Annotated in this window: 12 protein-coding genes; 9 read left to right on the top strand and 3 right to left on the bottom strand. The window is 63.3% G+C overall.

The window, feature by feature from the left end; all coding sequences use genetic code 11:
• Nucleotides 1-72: 72 nt before the first annotated feature.
• From D6Z43_RS22050 to rpmE, 3 genes are read right to left on the bottom strand one after another with little or no spacing between them, the layout of a single operon-like run.
• Complete coding sequence (locus D6Z43_RS22050; RefSeq protein ID WP_120654163.1) at nt 73-1527, bottom strand: M48 family metalloprotease; 1455 nt, start codon at nt 1525-1527, stop codon at nt 73-75.
• A complete protein-coding gene (locus D6Z43_RS22045; protein WP_120654162.1) occupies nt 1524-2324 on the bottom strand; it encodes a thermonuclease family protein in 801 nt (266 codons plus the stop codon). Before D6Z43_RS22045 ends, D6Z43_RS22050 begins: the two co-directional genes overlap by 4 nt.
• A gap of 26 nt (nt 2325-2350) precedes the next feature.
• The gene (gene rpmE, locus D6Z43_RS22040; RefSeq protein ID WP_028629801.1) at nt 2351-2563 is read right to left on the bottom strand and encodes a 50S ribosomal protein L31; all 213 of its coding nucleotides are present in this window, start codon (nt 2561-2563) and stop codon (nt 2351-2353) included.
• Between the two features lie 130 nt (nt 2564-2693).
• On the opposite strand from rpmE, the gene D6Z43_RS22035 reads away from it, so the two are divergent.
• The 9 genes from D6Z43_RS22035 to phaC (D6Z43_RS21995) all read left to right on the top strand — a co-directional run bounded on the left by D6Z43_RS22035 (nt 2694) and on the right by phaC (D6Z43_RS21995) (nt 14952).
• Nucleotides 2694-4952 carry a primosomal protein N' gene (locus D6Z43_RS22035; RefSeq protein WP_162945864.1) on the top strand — a complete coding sequence of 753 codons (2259 nt, stop codon included), beginning with the start codon at nt 2694-2696 and terminating at the stop codon, nt 4950-4952.
• Nucleotides 4953-5088: 136 nt separating this feature from the next.
• Nucleotides 5089-6828 (top strand): arginine--tRNA ligase, encoded by a 1740-nt coding sequence (gene argS, locus D6Z43_RS22030; protein WP_120654160.1) that lies wholly within the window; start codon nt 5089-5091, stop codon nt 6826-6828.
• 6 nt (nt 6829-6834) lie between these two features.
• Entirely contained in the window at nt 6835-7560 is a 726-nt protein-coding gene (locus tag D6Z43_RS22025) for an SPOR domain-containing protein (protein WP_120654159.1), read from the top strand.
• Between the two features lie 240 nt (nt 7561-7800).
• Nucleotides 7801-8331, top strand: coding sequence for an ATP-dependent protease subunit HslV (gene hslV / locus D6Z43_RS22020; RefSeq protein WP_069086003.1), 531 nt, complete (start codon nt 7801-7803; stop codon nt 8329-8331).
• 29 nt (nt 8332-8360) lie between these two features.
• Nucleotides 8361-9698, top strand: a complete 1338-nt coding sequence (hslU, locus tag D6Z43_RS22015; RefSeq protein ID WP_120654158.1) for an HslU--HslV peptidase ATPase subunit — start codon at nt 8361-8363, stop codon at nt 9696-9698.
• A gap of 58 nt (nt 9699-9756) precedes the next feature.
• Nucleotides 9757-10131 (top strand): gamma-butyrobetaine hydroxylase-like domain-containing protein, encoded by a 375-nt coding sequence (locus tag D6Z43_RS22010; protein WP_120654157.1) that lies wholly within the window; start codon nt 9757-9759, stop codon nt 10129-10131.
• 276 nt (nt 10132-10407) lie between these two features.
• Nucleotides 10408-12087 (top strand): class II poly(R)-hydroxyalkanoic acid synthase, encoded by a 1680-nt coding sequence (gene phaC, locus D6Z43_RS22005; RefSeq protein WP_120654156.1) that lies wholly within the window; start codon nt 10408-10410, stop codon nt 12085-12087.
• A 153-nt stretch (nt 12088-12240) separates the two neighbouring features.
• Entirely contained in the window at nt 12241-13098 is an 858-nt protein-coding gene (gene phaZ / locus D6Z43_RS22000; protein ID WP_120654155.1) for a poly(3-hydroxyalkanoate) depolymerase, read from the top strand.
• Between the two features lie 171 nt (nt 13099-13269).
• Nucleotides 13270-14952, top strand: a complete 1683-nt coding sequence (gene phaC / locus D6Z43_RS21995; protein WP_120654154.1) for a class II poly(R)-hydroxyalkanoic acid synthase — start codon at nt 13270-13272, stop codon at nt 14950-14952.
• Nucleotides 14953-15016 lie beyond the last annotated feature (64 nt).

Raw genomic sequence — 15016 nt, 5'->3', positions numbered from 1 at the left:
AGACGTGACGGGCGAGCATACGCAAGATGCTGGGGGCTAACAAGACCGTTCAGTCACTCCACGTCAACCCCTCTAACGTACGACTTTTAGCCAGTCTCCGGGCTTTGGCTCGCCAATTGGATACAAATTATTAAGCAATCGGATACGATTTTCCAGATCCGCTTGAGGTCCCGGCAATTTGCTTTCCCGAGCCAGGCTGGCGACGGTCTGGCCGGACTTCACCTGGATCAGATGAAGGCGCAACGGCTGGGCCAGAGCCAATTCTTCCTTCTTCATCGGACGGAAGCTATGGATCACCGAGAGGAACTTGTCATCCTCACTTTCCAGGGACGCCTTGTTGCGGATCGCCCCAACGAAAAGATAGGCCTTGTCGTCCTTGTAGATCACCGCCACGCGTCGCGCGGGATTGCCCGGCAGCACTGCCGTGGCGCCCTGGAGACCGTCCTGCTGCAGCGACTCTTCCATGGACAGGCGCTGACTGCCGGCCTTCTGCCGGAGGTAGTCCGCGGGGGGCAAACTGGGCTTGCTACCGTCAAGGGTCATGGCGATGAAGGCCTGCTGGTCGGCGCTATGACTGATCACCGCATCCGGACGATTGACCAGCCCCCAGCCATCGGGGAAATGGAAGGTGAAGCCCAGCTCTGCGTGATAGAAATCCTGCCCGCGACGCACGCCGGTTTCAGCCGAATCACCGAAAGGCAGCCCCTCCAGGTGCTTGAGAAAGACCTCCCGGTTCACCACCTGGTTACCGCCAGCCAGTGACCTGGCCGGCCCCACCACCTGCTGCAACCGGGTGTCATTGTCCGGATGGGTATCGAACAAGCCGTGATAACCCGACGGAGGCGCCTCCTGGCCCTTGCGTCGGGCCTGGTCACGAGCAAATTCCTCCTGGTTCTTCAGCACTTTCACCACTTCGATCATGGCTTGAGGGTCGTATCCGCTGCGTGCCAGATACTGGGCGCCGAGGCCGTCAGCCTCCAGCTCCATGTCACGACCATATCCGCGTACGAAGGCAGTCCCCAGTACATTGGTCAGATCGCCGGCCGCACCGACGCCAGTGCCGATTGCAACCGCCTGCCCGAGGATGTTCCAAGCGGTGGACTGACTCTGCTGCTGCACGCTGTGCCGCGCCGTGACGTGCCCCACCTCATGCCCGAGTACCGCGGCGAGTTCCGCTTCCGAGTTCAGGTAAGCAAGCAGGCCACGATTGATATAGATGTAGCCGCCCGGAAGGGCGAAAGCGTTGATATCCGGCGAATCGACCAGGGTGAAGTGGTAGGGGATGCTGCTGCGATGGCTGTGACTGGCGACGCGCCGTCCTACTTCCTGCACATAGGCCTGCAGCTTTGCATCGGCATAGGGCGGGTTCTGCTTGACGATTTCCTGGTTGTAACGACGACCGAGATCCAGCTCCTGCTGTTCGCTCATCATCACGAAATTGGTCTTGCCGGTGGCAGGGTTGACTGCACAGCCAGCAAGCAGGGAAAAAGCGAGAAGCAGCGCCATGGCGAGCGCAGGGGATCTCATCGAATCACCTCAAGCATTCCATTGTGGGTAAGGGGGAGCATCCAGCGGGAAACCTTCGTATTTACGCCGCCGTTGCGCGCACGGTCAATGACCCAGCCCCGTGCCTCTACGCGCCGCCCCACCAGCTGTTGCAGCGCGGCGACGTCGAACTGGCGCAGATGCCTGAGATCGACCCGCAGCACCAGCGGCCCTTCCAGCTCCAGCCAGATTCCGCCCCGGTTGCGCTCAACCCTGGCGACTCGTCCTTGCACCAGCGCAAATCCGCCGCGCCTCAGCTGCCAGGGTGTTTGCTGAGGCGCGTGACGCCAAAGCCCACGACCAGCCCGACGAGCCGATCGCTCAGCTGCCGCATGACAATTATTCAGGGCTGCATTGGGGGCAATGGCGATACGAAACGCCAACCCGTCAGCGAGCAGGAGCTCTTCGAGATTGCGCCCGCGATTGTCATAGAGATGCGCCAGAGTGCGGCCGTAACGGTCCTTCGACTCGCGCCCCAACCGAAGCGCTACTCGTCCGCCACTGGCTTGCACCAAACCTGCGAGTCGCTGGCGTGCCGTTGTGGCGTAAGGCTCAGCCGACCGTCCCTTGCGAGCCAACTCTGGCGCATTCAGACCGATCAGACGAACACTTCGTCCGTCGACCAGGCGCAGGGTGTCTCCATCGACGACTTTCCGGACCTGGTAGGTAGGAAGGTTCCTAGGAACCGGGCAGGCGGCGTGAAGGGAGAAACTCAGGATCAGAAAAAAGAAAAAGGCGCCTGTCAGAGGCGCCTTTTTCGTCAGCGGGGACATGGCCATCGGGCCTTCCCGGGCTATTTCGGCACTTACTTGGTGCCGAACACGCCGAAACGCTGCTTGAAGCGATCGATACGGCCGCCGGTGTCCAGGACCTTCTGCTTGCCGGTGTAGAACGGGTGGCACTCGGAGCATACGTCGAGGCTGATGTTCTTACCGAGGGTGGAGCGGGTCTTGATGACGTTGCCGCAGCTGCAAGTAGCTTCGATCGCTACGTACTCGGGATGGATTTCCGGTTTCATTGCTTGATCCTCAGGTCTGGCGTGCCGCCACCCGACCCTATGTCGAGTACCGCACGGAAACAGGCGGCGGATGATACCAGAGTGGGTGTGCGTTGCAACCTGCCTGCCGCGCCGGCTGTCGTGCGGCACCATGCTAACATCGCGCCTTTTCCGACAGGATCCCCGCTTGCCTGACGCTCCCATCTTGCGCCTCGCGCTGCCCTCCCCGCTGCGCCGCCTGTTCGACTATCGGGCACCAGCCGGCGTACCCCGCGCTGCCTTGCAACCGGGCGTGCGCTTGCGGGTACCCTTCGGCCGCCGCGAGATAATCGGCGTCCTGGTGGAGCTGGCCGACAAGAGCGAGGTTCCTGCCGATAAGCTCAAGCCTGCATTGGAGCTACTCGACAATCGCCCGCCGCTGCCGCCGGCGTTGTTCAAGTTGTGCCTATGGACCGCCCAGTACTACCAGCACAGCCTTGGCGACACCCTCAGTTGGGCACTCCCGGTTCTGCTGCGCCAGGGCGAGCCGGCAGAGGCCCGTCAGGAGCGTTTCTGGCACGCGACGCCCGGCGCCAGCCTCGAAGATCCACGCCTGGCCCGCGCGCCACGCCAGCGCCAGGCCCTCGCCACCCTCGCCCAGCATCCCCACGGCGTTGCCCACCAACTGCTCGGGCAACTGCAGTTGAACAAGGACAGCCTGGAAATCCTGCTTGAGAAGGGCCTCGCCCGGGTGGAAGTGCGCCGCCATGCCCCCTGCGAACGCCACGGGCCGTTACTGGCACAACCGGAGCTGCCCCTCAACCCAGAGCAACGCGCCGCCTTCGACGCAGTGCATGCATCGTTCGGCAGCTTCAACGCCCTGCTTCTGGCCGGCGTCACTGGTAGCGGCAAGACCGAGGTCTACCTGCAACTGATCCGCCAGACCCTTGAGGCCGGCAAACAGGCTCTGGTGCTGATTCCAGAAATCAACCTCGGTCCGCAGACTCTCGAACGTTTTTCTCGCCGCTTCAATGCACGAATCGCCCTGCTGCACTCGGCAGTGAACGACCGCGAACGCCTGGACGCCTGGCTGGCCGCCCGTGATGGAGAGGCCGATATCATCATCGGTACGCGCTCGGCGCTGTTCACGCCAATGAAGAATCCGGGACTGATCATCATCGACGAGGAACACGACGCTTCCTATAAACAGCAGGAGGGACTGCGCTATCACGCTCGTGACCTGGCACTTGTGCGCGCCCGCCAGGAGAACATCCCGATCCTGCTGGGCTCGGCCACGCCCTCGCTGGAAAGCCTGCAGAACGCCCACGCCGGCCGCTACGGCCTGCTGCGCCTGACCCAGCGTGCCGGCGGTGCCAAGCAGCCACGTTTCCTTCGCCTGGACGTGAAGAGCCTGCCGCTGGACTCCGGCATCTCCATGCCCCTGCAACAGGCAATCGCCCAGACCCTGGCGGCAGGCCAGCAGGTGCTGGTATTCCTCAACCGTCGCGGATTCGCGCCCACCCTGCTGTGCCATGACTGTGGCTGGATCAGCCAGTGCCCGCGCTGCGACGCGCGCATGACCCTGCACCAGAGGTTCAACGAACTGCGCTGTCATCATTGCGGCCACACTCAGCGCCAGCCAGCCTGCTGCCCCGATTGTGGCCGGGTCGACCTGCGCCCGGTTGGCGCTGGCACCGAGCGCGCCGAAGAACGCCTGGCGATCCTCTTCCCGAAGACGCAGGTATTGCGTATCGACCGCGACAGCACGTCGCGCAAGGACGCCATGGACAAGCTGTTCACCACCATCCAGCGCGGCGAACCCTGCATCCTCGTCGGCACCCAGATGCTCGCCAAGGGACACCACTTCCCACGCGTGACGCTGGTGGCAATCCTCGATGCCGACGGCGGCCTGTTCTCCGCGGACTTCCGCGCCAGCGAGCGCATGGCCCAGCTCATCGTCCAAGTCGCCGGACGTGCTGGACGCGCCGAGGAGCCGGGCAAAGTGATCATCCAGACCCACTTGGCCGAGCACCCGCTACTGGTGCAGCTCACCGAGCAAGGTTATTTCGCCTTTGCCGACCAGGCCCTTTCCGAACGCCGCGCCGCTGGCCTGCCGCCCTTCGCGCACCTCGCCCTGCTGCGCGCTGAGGCGCACAAGCCGGGCCAGGCGGAAGAATTCCTCGACAGCGCCTGCGTGGAAGCTGAGCAGCAGCTTGCCGAGATGGGCCTCAATGGCGTCGAGCTTCTCGGCCCTGTTCCCGCCCCCATGGAACGACGTGCCGGGCGCTATCGGGCGCAATTGCTGCTGCAGGCCAACGCCCGGGCACCCCTGCACCGGCTGCTAACTCCGTGGAGCCATGCCTTGGAGCAGTTGCCCGGCGGCCGTGCAGTGCGTTGGTCGCTGGATGTGGACCCCATCGATCTTTTCTAGAACGACCACCCAGCCGATATTGCCGACTGGTCCTTGCAGCCCGCAGCTTAAAACTTGAAGCTGCGGCCGCAGCCCGCCGATAATGCACAGTTTTCAACCAGCGCCAGCCCTCCATGGGCGGCCGGAAGAGCAGAAGATGAAAGACACCATTCGCCAGCTGATCCAGCAAGCCCTGACCCGTCTCGCCAGCGAGGGCGTGCTGCCCGAAGGCCTCAGCCCGGCTATCCAGGTGGAGAACACCAAGGACAAGAGCCACGGCGACTTCGCCAGCAACATCGCCATGATGCTGGCCAAACCCGCCGGCATGAAGCCGCGCGACCTGGCAGAAAAACTGATCAACGCCCTTCCCCAGGACGATCAGGTGGCCAAGGTCGAGATCGCCGGCCCCGGCTTCCTCAACTTCTTCCAGAACACCCAGGCGCTGGCCCAGCGCCTGGAAGCCGCACTGGCCGACGACCGTCTCGGCGTGCGCAAGAATGGTCCGCAACAGCGCGTAGTCATCGACCTGTCTGCGCCGAACCTCGCCAAGGAAATGCACGTCGGCCACCTGCGTTCCACCATCATCGGTGACGGCGTCGCACGCGTCCTGGAGTTCCTCGGCGATACCGTGATCCGCCAGAACCACGTGGGCGACTGGGGCACCCAGTTCGGCATGTTGCTGGCCTACATGCAGGAACAGCCGGTCGGCAGCGACGCCGAACTGTCCGATCTGGAGTCGTTCTACCGGGCGGCCAAGAAGCGCTTCGACGAGTCCGCCGAGTTCGCCGACCGTGCCCGCGAACTGGTGGTCAAGCTCCAGGCCGGCGATCCCGAATGCCTGAAGCTCTGGACCCGCTTCAACGATATTTCCCTGAGCCACTGCCAGGCCGTCTACGACCGCCTGGGCGTGAAACTCACCATGGCCGACGTGAAGGGCGAAAGCGCCTACAACGACGATCTGGCAAACGTAGTCGCCGACCTGCGCGCCAAGGGCCTGCTCACCGAGAGCGACGGCGCGCTGTGCGTGTTCATGGACGAATTCAAGAATGCCGAAGGCAACCCGCTGCCGCTGATCGTGCAGAAGGCCGGCGGTGGTTACCTCTACGCCACCACCGACCTGGCAGCGACCCGCTACCGCAGCGGTGTGCTCAGGGCCGACCGCGCGCTCTACTTCGTTGACCAGCGCCAGGCCCTGCACTTCCAGATGGTCTTCGCCTGCGCCCGCCTGGCCGGTTTCGTGCCCGCCAGCTTCGAGATGGAGCACATGGGGTTCGGCACCATGAACGGTGCTGACGGCCGTCCGTTCAAGACTCGCGACGGCGGTACCGTCAAGCTCATCGACCTGCTGGACGAAGCCGAGCAGCGCGCCTATGAACTGGTGAAGGGCAAGAACCCTGACCTGGAAGAAGCCGAACTGCGCCAGATCGCCCGGGCAGTGGGTATCGGTGCTGTGAAGTACGCGGATCTGTCCAAGCACCGCACCAGCGACTACAGCTTCAACTTCGAGCTGATGCTGAGCTTCGAGGGCAACACCGCTCCCTACCTGCTCTACGCATACACCCGTGTCGCCAGCGTGTTCCGCAAGCTGGGCAAGGACTTCTCCGAGATCGACGGCCAGATCATCCTCGCCGCCGAGCAGGAGCAGGCCCTGGCCGCCAAGCTGGCGCAGTTCGCCGACACCCTGGGCAACGTTGCCGAGAAAGGCGTACCGCACATCCTCTGCGCCTACCTCTACGACCTGGCCGGCCTGTTCTCCAGCTTCTACGAGAACTGCCCGATCCTCAGTGCCGAAGAGCAGGCCACCCAACAGAGCCGCCTGCGCCTTGCTGCGCTGACCGGTCGTACCCTCAAGCAAGGCCTGGAGCTGCTCGGCCTGCAAACCCTGGAACGCATGTAACGGACTATGGCGAAGAAAAAAGCTGCACCCAAGCGCGGGGCCAGCCGCTACCAGGCGCCGGCCAAGAAGCCGGTGCCCGGCTGGGTCTGGCTGGCCATCGGCCTGGTCATCGGTGGTTTCGTGGTATTCCTGAACCAGCTCGAGCCGGGCCGCGACGAAGTGCGCCGGACCAAGCCCGAACAGGCCGCGACCGGTGCCGCCAGCGGCAAGACCGCCAGCGATGTCGGCAAGGCCCAGGTCCAGGGCAAGCCGACAACGCCGCCCCCCCAGGAGCCGGCGAAGCCAAAGTACGACTTCTACACGCTGTTGCCGGAATCAGAAGTGATAGTGCCGCCGGAAGCTGTGCCCAAGGAGACACCAGCCACGCCGCCGGAGCAGAAGCCGGTTACCCCGGAAGAAGCCGCGAAGATCGACGCTGCGCGTGCCCAGGCCGCTCTCAACGGCGAGACCCCGCCACCCGCGCCGCCGGTGGTAGCCAAGGCGCCGGTCACCAATCAGTTCTTCCTCCAGGCCGGCTCGTTCCGCAAGCGCGACGACGCCGACCGGGTGCGAGCGCAGATCATCCTTCTCGGACAGAATGTCCAGGTGGAATCCGGCACCGTTCGCGAGGAAACCTGGTACCGCGTCCTCGTCGGGCCCTACGCCAATCGCGAACAACTCGCCTCGGCGCAGAAGCAACTGGCCGGCAGCGGATTCAGCAATTTGCTGTTACAGCAGCGCCAAAGCCGTTGAGCTGCCGACGGCTCGTTGAAAAACGTCGGCGATGCAGTCGATGCGAGGCAGAAACAGGCGAGAAAGCGGAGTTTACGCGTTGTAAATGAGCATTTTCAGCCTGTTTCAAAGCGAGCACAGGCAACGCAGGTAGTTCTTCAACAGTCTGCCAATCGTCCGTGCCCGGTTGAAAACCCGGGCACGGCCCCCCATCTGAGTTTCCATTCGGGCATTTCGCCCCGCTGCGTGGAGACTCTCCCCTTGACCACCATCGTTTCAGTCCGCCGCAACGGCAAAGTCGTCATGGGCGGCGACGGCCAGGTTTCCCTCGGCAACACCGTCATGAAAAGCAATGCCCGCAAGGTCCGCCGTCTTTACCACGGCCAGGTCCTGGCCGGCTTCGCCGGTGCCACCGCTGACGCCTTCACCCTGTTCGAGCGCTTCGAAGGCCAGCTGGAAAAACATCAGGGCCACCTCGTCCGGGCCGCCGTCGAGCTGGCCAAGGACTGGCGCACCGATCGCTCCCTGAGTCGCCTGGAAGCCATGCTCGCCGTGGCCAACAAGGATGCCTCGCTGATCATCACCGGCAACGGTGACGTGGTCGAACCCGAACAGGGCCTGATCGCCATGGGCTCCGGCGGCGGATTCGCCCAGGCCGCCGCCCTGGCGCTGCTGCAACATACCGAGCTGTCCGCCCGCGAAGTGACCGAGACCGCCCTGAACATCGCCGGCTCCATTTGCGTGTTCACCAACCAGAACCTGACCATCGAGGAGCTGGACAGCGCCGAGTAAGGCCGCCGTCCCGCAATGGAGCCACTTTCATGTCCATGACGCCCCGCGAAATCGTCCACGAACTCAACCGCCACATCGTGGGCCAGGACGACGCCAAGCGCGCAGTCGCCATCGCCTTGCGCAACCGCTGGCGCCGCATGCAGCTGCCGGCCGAGCTGCGCGCCGAAGTAACGCCGAAGAACATCCTGATGATCGGCCCGACCGGCGTCGGCAAGACCGAGATCGCTCGCCGCCTGGCGAAGCTCGCCAACGCGCCCTTCATCAAGGTCGAAGCGACCAAGTTCACCGAGGTGGGCTACGTCGGCCGCGACGTCGAGTCGATCATTCGCGACCTGGCCGACGCCGCCGTGAAGATGATGCGCGAGCAGGAAATGCATCGCGTGCGCTATCGCGCCGAAGACGCCGCCGAAGATCGCATCCTCGACGCCCTGCTGCCCCCGGCACGCACCGGTTTCGGCGACGAGCAGCCCCGTGAGGATTCCAACACCCGCCAGCTGTTCCGCAAGCGCCTGCGCGAAGGCCAACTCGATGACAAGGAAATCGACATCGAAGTTGCCGAGTCCCCGGCCGGCGTCGAAATCATGGCCCCGCCCGGCATGGAGGAAATGACCAACCAGCTGCAGAACCTCTTCTCCAACCTCGGCAAGGGCAAGCGCAAGGCCCGCAAGCTGAAGGTCAAGGAAGCCATGAAGCTGGTGCGCGACGAAGAAGCAGCGCGCCTGGTCAACGAGGACGAGCTGAAAGCCGCCGCGCTGGAAGCCGTGGAACAGAACGGCATCGTCTTCATCGATGAGATCGACAAGGTGGCCAAGCGCGGCAATGTCGGCGGCGCCGATGTCTCCCGCGAGGGCGTGCAGCGCGATCTGCTGCCGTTGATCGAAGGCTGCACCGTGAACACCAAGCTGGGCATGGTGAAGACCGACCACATCCTGTTCATCGCCTCCGGCGCGTTCCACCTGTCCAAGCCCAGCGACCTGGTGCCGGAACTGCAGGGCCGCCTGCCGATCCGCGTCGAGCTCAAGGCACTGTCGCCGGAAGACTTCGAACGCATCCTCACCGAGCCCCATGCATCGCTGACCGAACAGTACAGCGCGTTGCTGAAGACCGAAGGCCTGAACATCGAGTTCGCCCCGGACGGCATCAAACGTCTTGCCGAGATTGCCTGGCAGGTCAACGAGAAGACCGAGAACATCGGCGCCCGTCGCCTGCACACCCTGCTCGAGCGCCTGCTGGAAGAGGTTTCCTTCAGCGCCGGCGACCTCGCCGCGCAACACGACGAGACGCCGATCCACATTGATGCTGCCTACGTGAACGGCCATCTCGGCGAGCTTGCCCAGGACGAAGACCTGTCGCGCTACATTCTCTGACAGGTGCACACTGAAGATAGCCGGCACGCGCCGGCTATCTTCGTTTGGAGACCCCGACATGCGCATCCCCAGCGGTATCGAACTGCACAAGGCCTCCAGGACCTTGACGCTGAAGTACGGGCCGGATGAAAGCTACACGCTGAGCGCAGAGTTCCTGCGCGTGCATTCCCCCTCAGCGGAAGTACAGGGCCACGGCAAGCCCATCCTCCAGTACGGCAAGCTGAACGTCGGCCTGACCAAGCTTGAGCCGGCTGGCAACTATGCCCTGAAATTGACCTTCGACGACGGTCACGACAGCGGTCTCTTCACCTGGGACTACCTCTACGAACTCGCCACCCGCCAGCAAGCACTGTGGAGCGATTATCTGCAGGAGCTTGCAGCTGCCGGCCGCTCCCGCGACCCGGATGAGTCCGTCGTCAAGCTCATGCTCTGAAGCGGTGCAGGCCGCGCCCCAATCCAGCCCTGACCGCCCAAGGTTAGGGCGCTTTTTCTAAACGCTCGCGACATACTCCCGCTGCAGCGAACTCTCTGCGGTCTGCTTGCGCAAACTGACAAACTCGGGTAACCAAGTTCTGGCAAGTTCCATGCATTTGGCATCGCCAGATACAGAGAAATTCGCGAAGTTCGCTTCGCCTTCCCGGTAACCCGAGCGTGTCAGCGCGCTGTTCCGCCAGGGCGCTGTTCGACTCAGGACAATGGAGCGTCGTAGATGAGCAACAAGAACAATGAAGATTTGCAGCGCCAGGCCTCGGATAACACCCTGAACCTCAATCCGGTTATAGGGATCCGCGGCAAGGACTTGCTGTCTTCAGCGCGGATGGTGCTGTTGCAGGCCATCAGGCAGCCTTTCCACAGTGCAAGACACGTCGCCCATTTCGGCCTGGAACTGAAGAACGTGCTGCTCGGCCAATCCGGGCTGCAACCAGAAGCCGATGACCGCCGTTTCAATGACCCGGCCTGGAGCCAGAACCCGCTCTACAGGCGCTACCTGCAGACTTACCTGGCCTGGCGCAAGGAGCTGCATAGCTGGATCGAGGAAAGCAACCTGTCGAGCCAGGACACCAGCCGCGGACACTTCGTCATCAATCTGATGACCGAAGCCATGGCGCCCACCAACAGCATGGCCAACCCGGCCGCGGTCAAGCGCTTCTTCGAGACGGGCGGCAAGAGCCTGCTCGATGGCCTCTCCCATCTGGCCAAGGACCTGGTGAACAACGGCGGCATGCCCAGCCAGGTGAACATGGATGCCTTCGAGGTCGGCCAGAACGTCGCCACCACCGAAGGTGCCGTGGTCTATCGCAACGATGTCCTCGAACTGATCCAGTACAAACCCATCACCGAAAGCGTGCACGAACGCCCGTTGCTGGTAGTACCGCCGCAGATCAACAAGTTCTACGTCTTCGACCTATCACCGGAAAAAAGCCTGGCGCGCTTCTGCCTGCGCAACGGCCTGCAGACTTTCATCATCAGCTGGCGCAACCCGACCAAGGCACAGCGCGAATGGGGTCTGTCCACCTACATCCAGGCCCTCAAGGACACGATCGACGTAGTCTTGAAGATCACTGGCAGCAAGGACCTCAACATGCTTGGGGCCTGCTCCGGCGGCATCACCACCGTCGCCCTGCTCGGCCACTACCAGGCCATTGGCGAGAACAAGGTCAACGCCTTTACCCAGATGGTCAGCGTGCTCGACTTCAACCTCGACACCCAGGTCGCCCTGTTCGCCGATGAACAAACCCTGGAAGCCGCCAAGCGCCGCTCGTACCAGGCCGGTGTGCTGGAAGGCAAGGATATGGCCAAGGTCTTCGCCTGGATGCGCCCCAACGACCTGATCTGGAACTACTGGGTCAACAACTACTTGCTCGGCAACGAGCCGCCGGCATTCGACATCCTCTACTGGAACAACGACACCACGCGCCTGCCCGCCGCCTTCCACGGCGAGCTGGTGGAGATGTTCAAGACCAACCCGTTGACCCGCCCCAACGCCCTGGAAGTCTGCGGCACACCCATCGATCTCAAGCAGGTCACCTGCGACTTCTACTGCCTGGCCGGCACCTCGGACCACATCACGCCCTGGGAAGCCTGCTATCGCTCGGCGCGACTGCTCGGCGGCAAGTGCGAGTTCGTGCTGTCCAACAGCGGCCACATCCAGAGCATCCTGAACCCACCGGGCAATCCCAAGGCACGCTTCTCCACCAGCAGCGAAATGCCGGCCGATCCCAAACTCTGGCTGGAGAATGCCACCAAGCACGCCGACTCCTGGTGGCTGCACTGGCAGCAATGGATCGGCGAGCGCTCCGGCAAAACCAAGAAAGCCAACTTCACCCTGGGCAACAAGGCCTTCCCGGCCGGTGAAGCTTCGCCCGGTACCTATGTGCACGAGCGATGACAGACTGCGCCCTGCGCACTACTGCCCATGGCACCGGGAAGTGCCCTACGCGCTGCTGGCATCCGCCAGTGGCGCAGGTCAGGCACAGCCTGGCGGATTCGGGGGGAGCCTGCGAAGGCTTCCCTCGGTTTTCTAATCAATAGGGCTTTGCGCATGCCGCTACCTTTCGTATTTCGCACCATCGAGCTGGATGGCCAGACCATCCGCACCGCCGTACGCCCCGGGCAGTCGCACATGACGCCGCTGCTGATCTTCAATGGCATCGGCGCCAACCTCGAGTTGGTGTTCCCCTTCGTCCAGGCCCTGGACCCGGACCTGGAAGTAATCGCCTTCGACGTACCCGGTGTCGGCGGTTCATCCACCCCGCGCACGCCCTACCGTTTCTCCGGCCTGGCAAAGCTCGCCGCGCGCATGCTGGACTATCTGGATTACGGCCAGGTCAGCGCCATCGGTGTGTCCTGGGGCGGCGCACTGGCACAGCAGTTCGCCTACGACTACCCGGAGCGCTGCAAGAAACTGATTCTCGCCGCCACCTCGGCCGGCGCCGTGATGGTGCCCGGCAAGCCCAAGGTGCTCTGGCGCATGGCGAGCCCGCGACGCTACATACAGCCTTCTTACGGCGTACACATCGCGCCGGACATCTATGGCGGCGCGTTCCGCCGCGACCCTGGTCTGGCCATGGCCCACGCCAGCAAGGTGCGCTCGTCCGGTAAGATGGGCTACTACTGGCAGCTGTTCGCAGGCCTCGGCTGGACCAGCATTCACTGGCTGCACCGCATCCGCCAACCCACCCTGGTCCTGGCAGGCGACGACGATCCGATCATTCCCCTGGTGAACATGCGCCTGCTGGCCTGGCGAATTCCCAATGCGGAACTTCACGTCATCGACGACGGTCACCTGTTCCTCGTGACGCGTGCCGAAACGGTGGCTCCGATCATCATGAAGTTCCTTGCCGAGGAGCGTCACCGCGCGGTGATCCACCCACAAGCACAGCCGCTACGTAGTGGCTGAAACGCTACCGCTCCCTTGTGGGGCGGCAGCCAGGCGCCCGAACCAGAGCGGTGCGCGCTGTCATCAACTTGAATTCTGCCCGCGATAGTCTGGAATGCACTTCGGGCTCGTGATGGTACAACCCTTGCTGTAGACCTCCTGAACCACGGACCGAATACGGAGCGCTGCCCCATGCGAGAAAAACAAGTCCCGGGCACCTTGCCGGCACCAGCCGCATTCATGAACGCACAGAACGCCATTGTCGGCCTGCGCGGCAAGGATCTGTTTTCCACCGTACGCAACCTGGCGCTGCAAGGACTGCGGCATCCGGTGCACAGCGCACGACACATGCTCGCCTTCGGTGGCCAGGTCGGTCGCGTACTGCTCGGCGATACCCTGCACCAGCCCAATCCGCAGGACAGCCGCTTCGCCGACCCGTCCTGGCAGCACAACCCCTTTTACCGCCGAGGCCTGCAGGTTTACCTCGCCTGGCAGAAGCAACTCAGCACCTGGATCGACGAGAGCGACCTCAGCGACGACGACCGCGCCCGGGCTCGCTTCGTGATGGCCCAGCTCAGCGATGCCCTGTCGCCTACCAACAGCCTGCTCAACCCGCTAGCAGTGAAGGAGCTGTTCAACACCGGCGGCCTCAGCCTGATCAAGGGTATCGGCCATCTGGTGGACGACCTGCTGCACAACGACGGCATGCCCAGTCAGGTCAGCAAACATGCCTTCGAGATCGGCCGCAACCTCGCCAACACGCCGGGTGCAGTGGTCTACCGCAACGAGCTGCTGGAGCTGATCCAGTACAAGCCGATGAGCGAGAAGCAGTACCTGCGCCCACTGCTGGTGGTGCCACCGCAGATCAACAAGTACTACATCTTCGACCTCGCCCCGGATAAGAGCTTCGTCCAGTACGCCCTTAAGAATGGCCTGCAGGTGTTCATGGTGAGCTGGCGCAACCCTGATGCGCGACACCGCGAATGGGGCTTGTCGACCTATGTGCAGGCCCTCGAAGAGGCCTTCGAGGCCTGCCGCGCCATCACTGGCAGCAAGGAAGTCAACCTGGCGGGCGCTTGCGCAGGGGGCCTCACCATTGCCGCACTGCAGGGCCACTTGCAAGCGCGTCGTCAATTGCGCAAGGTCACCAGTGCCACTTACCTGGTCAGCCTGCTGGACAGCCAGGTGGACAGTCCCGCCGCGCTTTTCGCCGATGAGCAGACCCTGGAAGCTGCCAAGCGTCGGTCGTACCAGGCTGGCGTCCTGGACGGCAAGGACATGGCCAAGATCTTCGCCTGGATGCGTCCCAACGACCTGGTGTGGAACTACTTCGTCAACAACTACCTGCTGGGCCGCGAACCACCGGCGTTCGACATCCTCTACTGGAACAACGACAACACCCGCCTGCCCGCCGCGCTGCACGGCGACATGCTGGACTTCTTCAAGCACAACCCGCTGGCCCGCAGCGGTGGGCTGGAGATCTGCGGCACCTCCATCGACCTGCAGAAGGTCACGGTGGACAGCTTCAGCGTGGCCGGCATCAACGACCACATCACCCCCTGGGACGCGGTCTACCGATCCGCGCTGCTGCTGGGTGGAGACAGTCATTTCGTACTGTCCAACAGCGGCCACATCCAGAGCATCCTCAATCCGCCGGGCAACCCCAAGGCGAACTACTACGAGAACGGCAAACTCAGCTCCGATCCCCGCGCCTGGTACTACGATGCCAAGCATGTGCAAGGTAGCTGGTGGGGCAAGTGGTTGGGCTGGATCCAGGAGCGCTCCGGCGAGCAACGGGAAACCATCATGGCGCTGGGCAATCAGGACTATCCGCCGATGGAGGCCGCCCCCGGCACTTACGTTCACGTGCGCTGATACCTATGCGGGCCGGCCGGGCAAGTAGCCGGCCGGCCCTTCAATTCTTCTTTGAGTGCCTGGC

The sequence above is a fragment of the Pseudomonas sp. DY-1 genome (genome assembly GCF_003626975.1).
Taxonomy (GTDB): Bacteria; Pseudomonadota; Gammaproteobacteria; order Pseudomonadales; family Pseudomonadaceae; genus Metapseudomonas.
Note: the sequence above shows the minus strand (reverse complement) of the source record. Positions and strands in the feature narration are given on the sequence as shown.

What these genes read in the sequence shown, in the direction of transcription:
- D6Z43_RS22050 (WP_120654163.1), bottom strand. Translation starts at nt 1,527, where the DNA reads ATGAGATCCCCTGCGCTCGCCATGGCGCTGCTTCTCGCTTTTTCCCTG.
- D6Z43_RS22045 (WP_120654162.1), bottom strand. Translation starts at nt 2,324, where the DNA reads ATGGCCATGTCCCCGCTGACGAAAAAGGCGCCTCTGACAGGCGCCTTT.
- rpmE (WP_028629801.1), bottom strand. Translation starts at nt 2,563, where the DNA reads ATGAAACCGGAAATCCATCCCGAGTACGTAGCGATCGAAGCTACTTGC.
- D6Z43_RS22035 (WP_162945864.1), top strand. Translation starts at nt 2,694, where the DNA reads ATGCTAACATCGCGCCTTTTCCGACAGGATCCCCGCTTGCCTGACGCT.
- argS (WP_120654160.1), top strand. Translation starts at nt 5,089, where the DNA reads ATGAAAGACACCATTCGCCAGCTGATCCAGCAAGCCCTGACCCGTCTC.
- D6Z43_RS22025 (WP_120654159.1), top strand. Translation starts at nt 6,835, where the DNA reads ATGGCGAAGAAAAAAGCTGCACCCAAGCGCGGGGCCAGCCGCTACCAG.
- hslU (WP_120654158.1), top strand. Translation starts at nt 8,361, where the DNA reads ATGTCCATGACGCCCCGCGAAATCGTCCACGAACTCAACCGCCACATC.
- D6Z43_RS22010 (WP_120654157.1), top strand. Translation starts at nt 9,757, where the DNA reads ATGCGCATCCCCAGCGGTATCGAACTGCACAAGGCCTCCAGGACCTTG.
- phaC (WP_120654156.1), top strand. Translation starts at nt 10,408, where the DNA reads ATGAGCAACAAGAACAATGAAGATTTGCAGCGCCAGGCCTCGGATAAC.
- phaZ (WP_120654155.1), top strand. Translation starts at nt 12,241, where the DNA reads ATGCCGCTACCTTTCGTATTTCGCACCATCGAGCTGGATGGCCAGACC.
- phaC (WP_120654154.1), top strand. Translation starts at nt 13,270, where the DNA reads ATGCGAGAAAAACAAGTCCCGGGCACCTTGCCGGCACCAGCCGCATTC.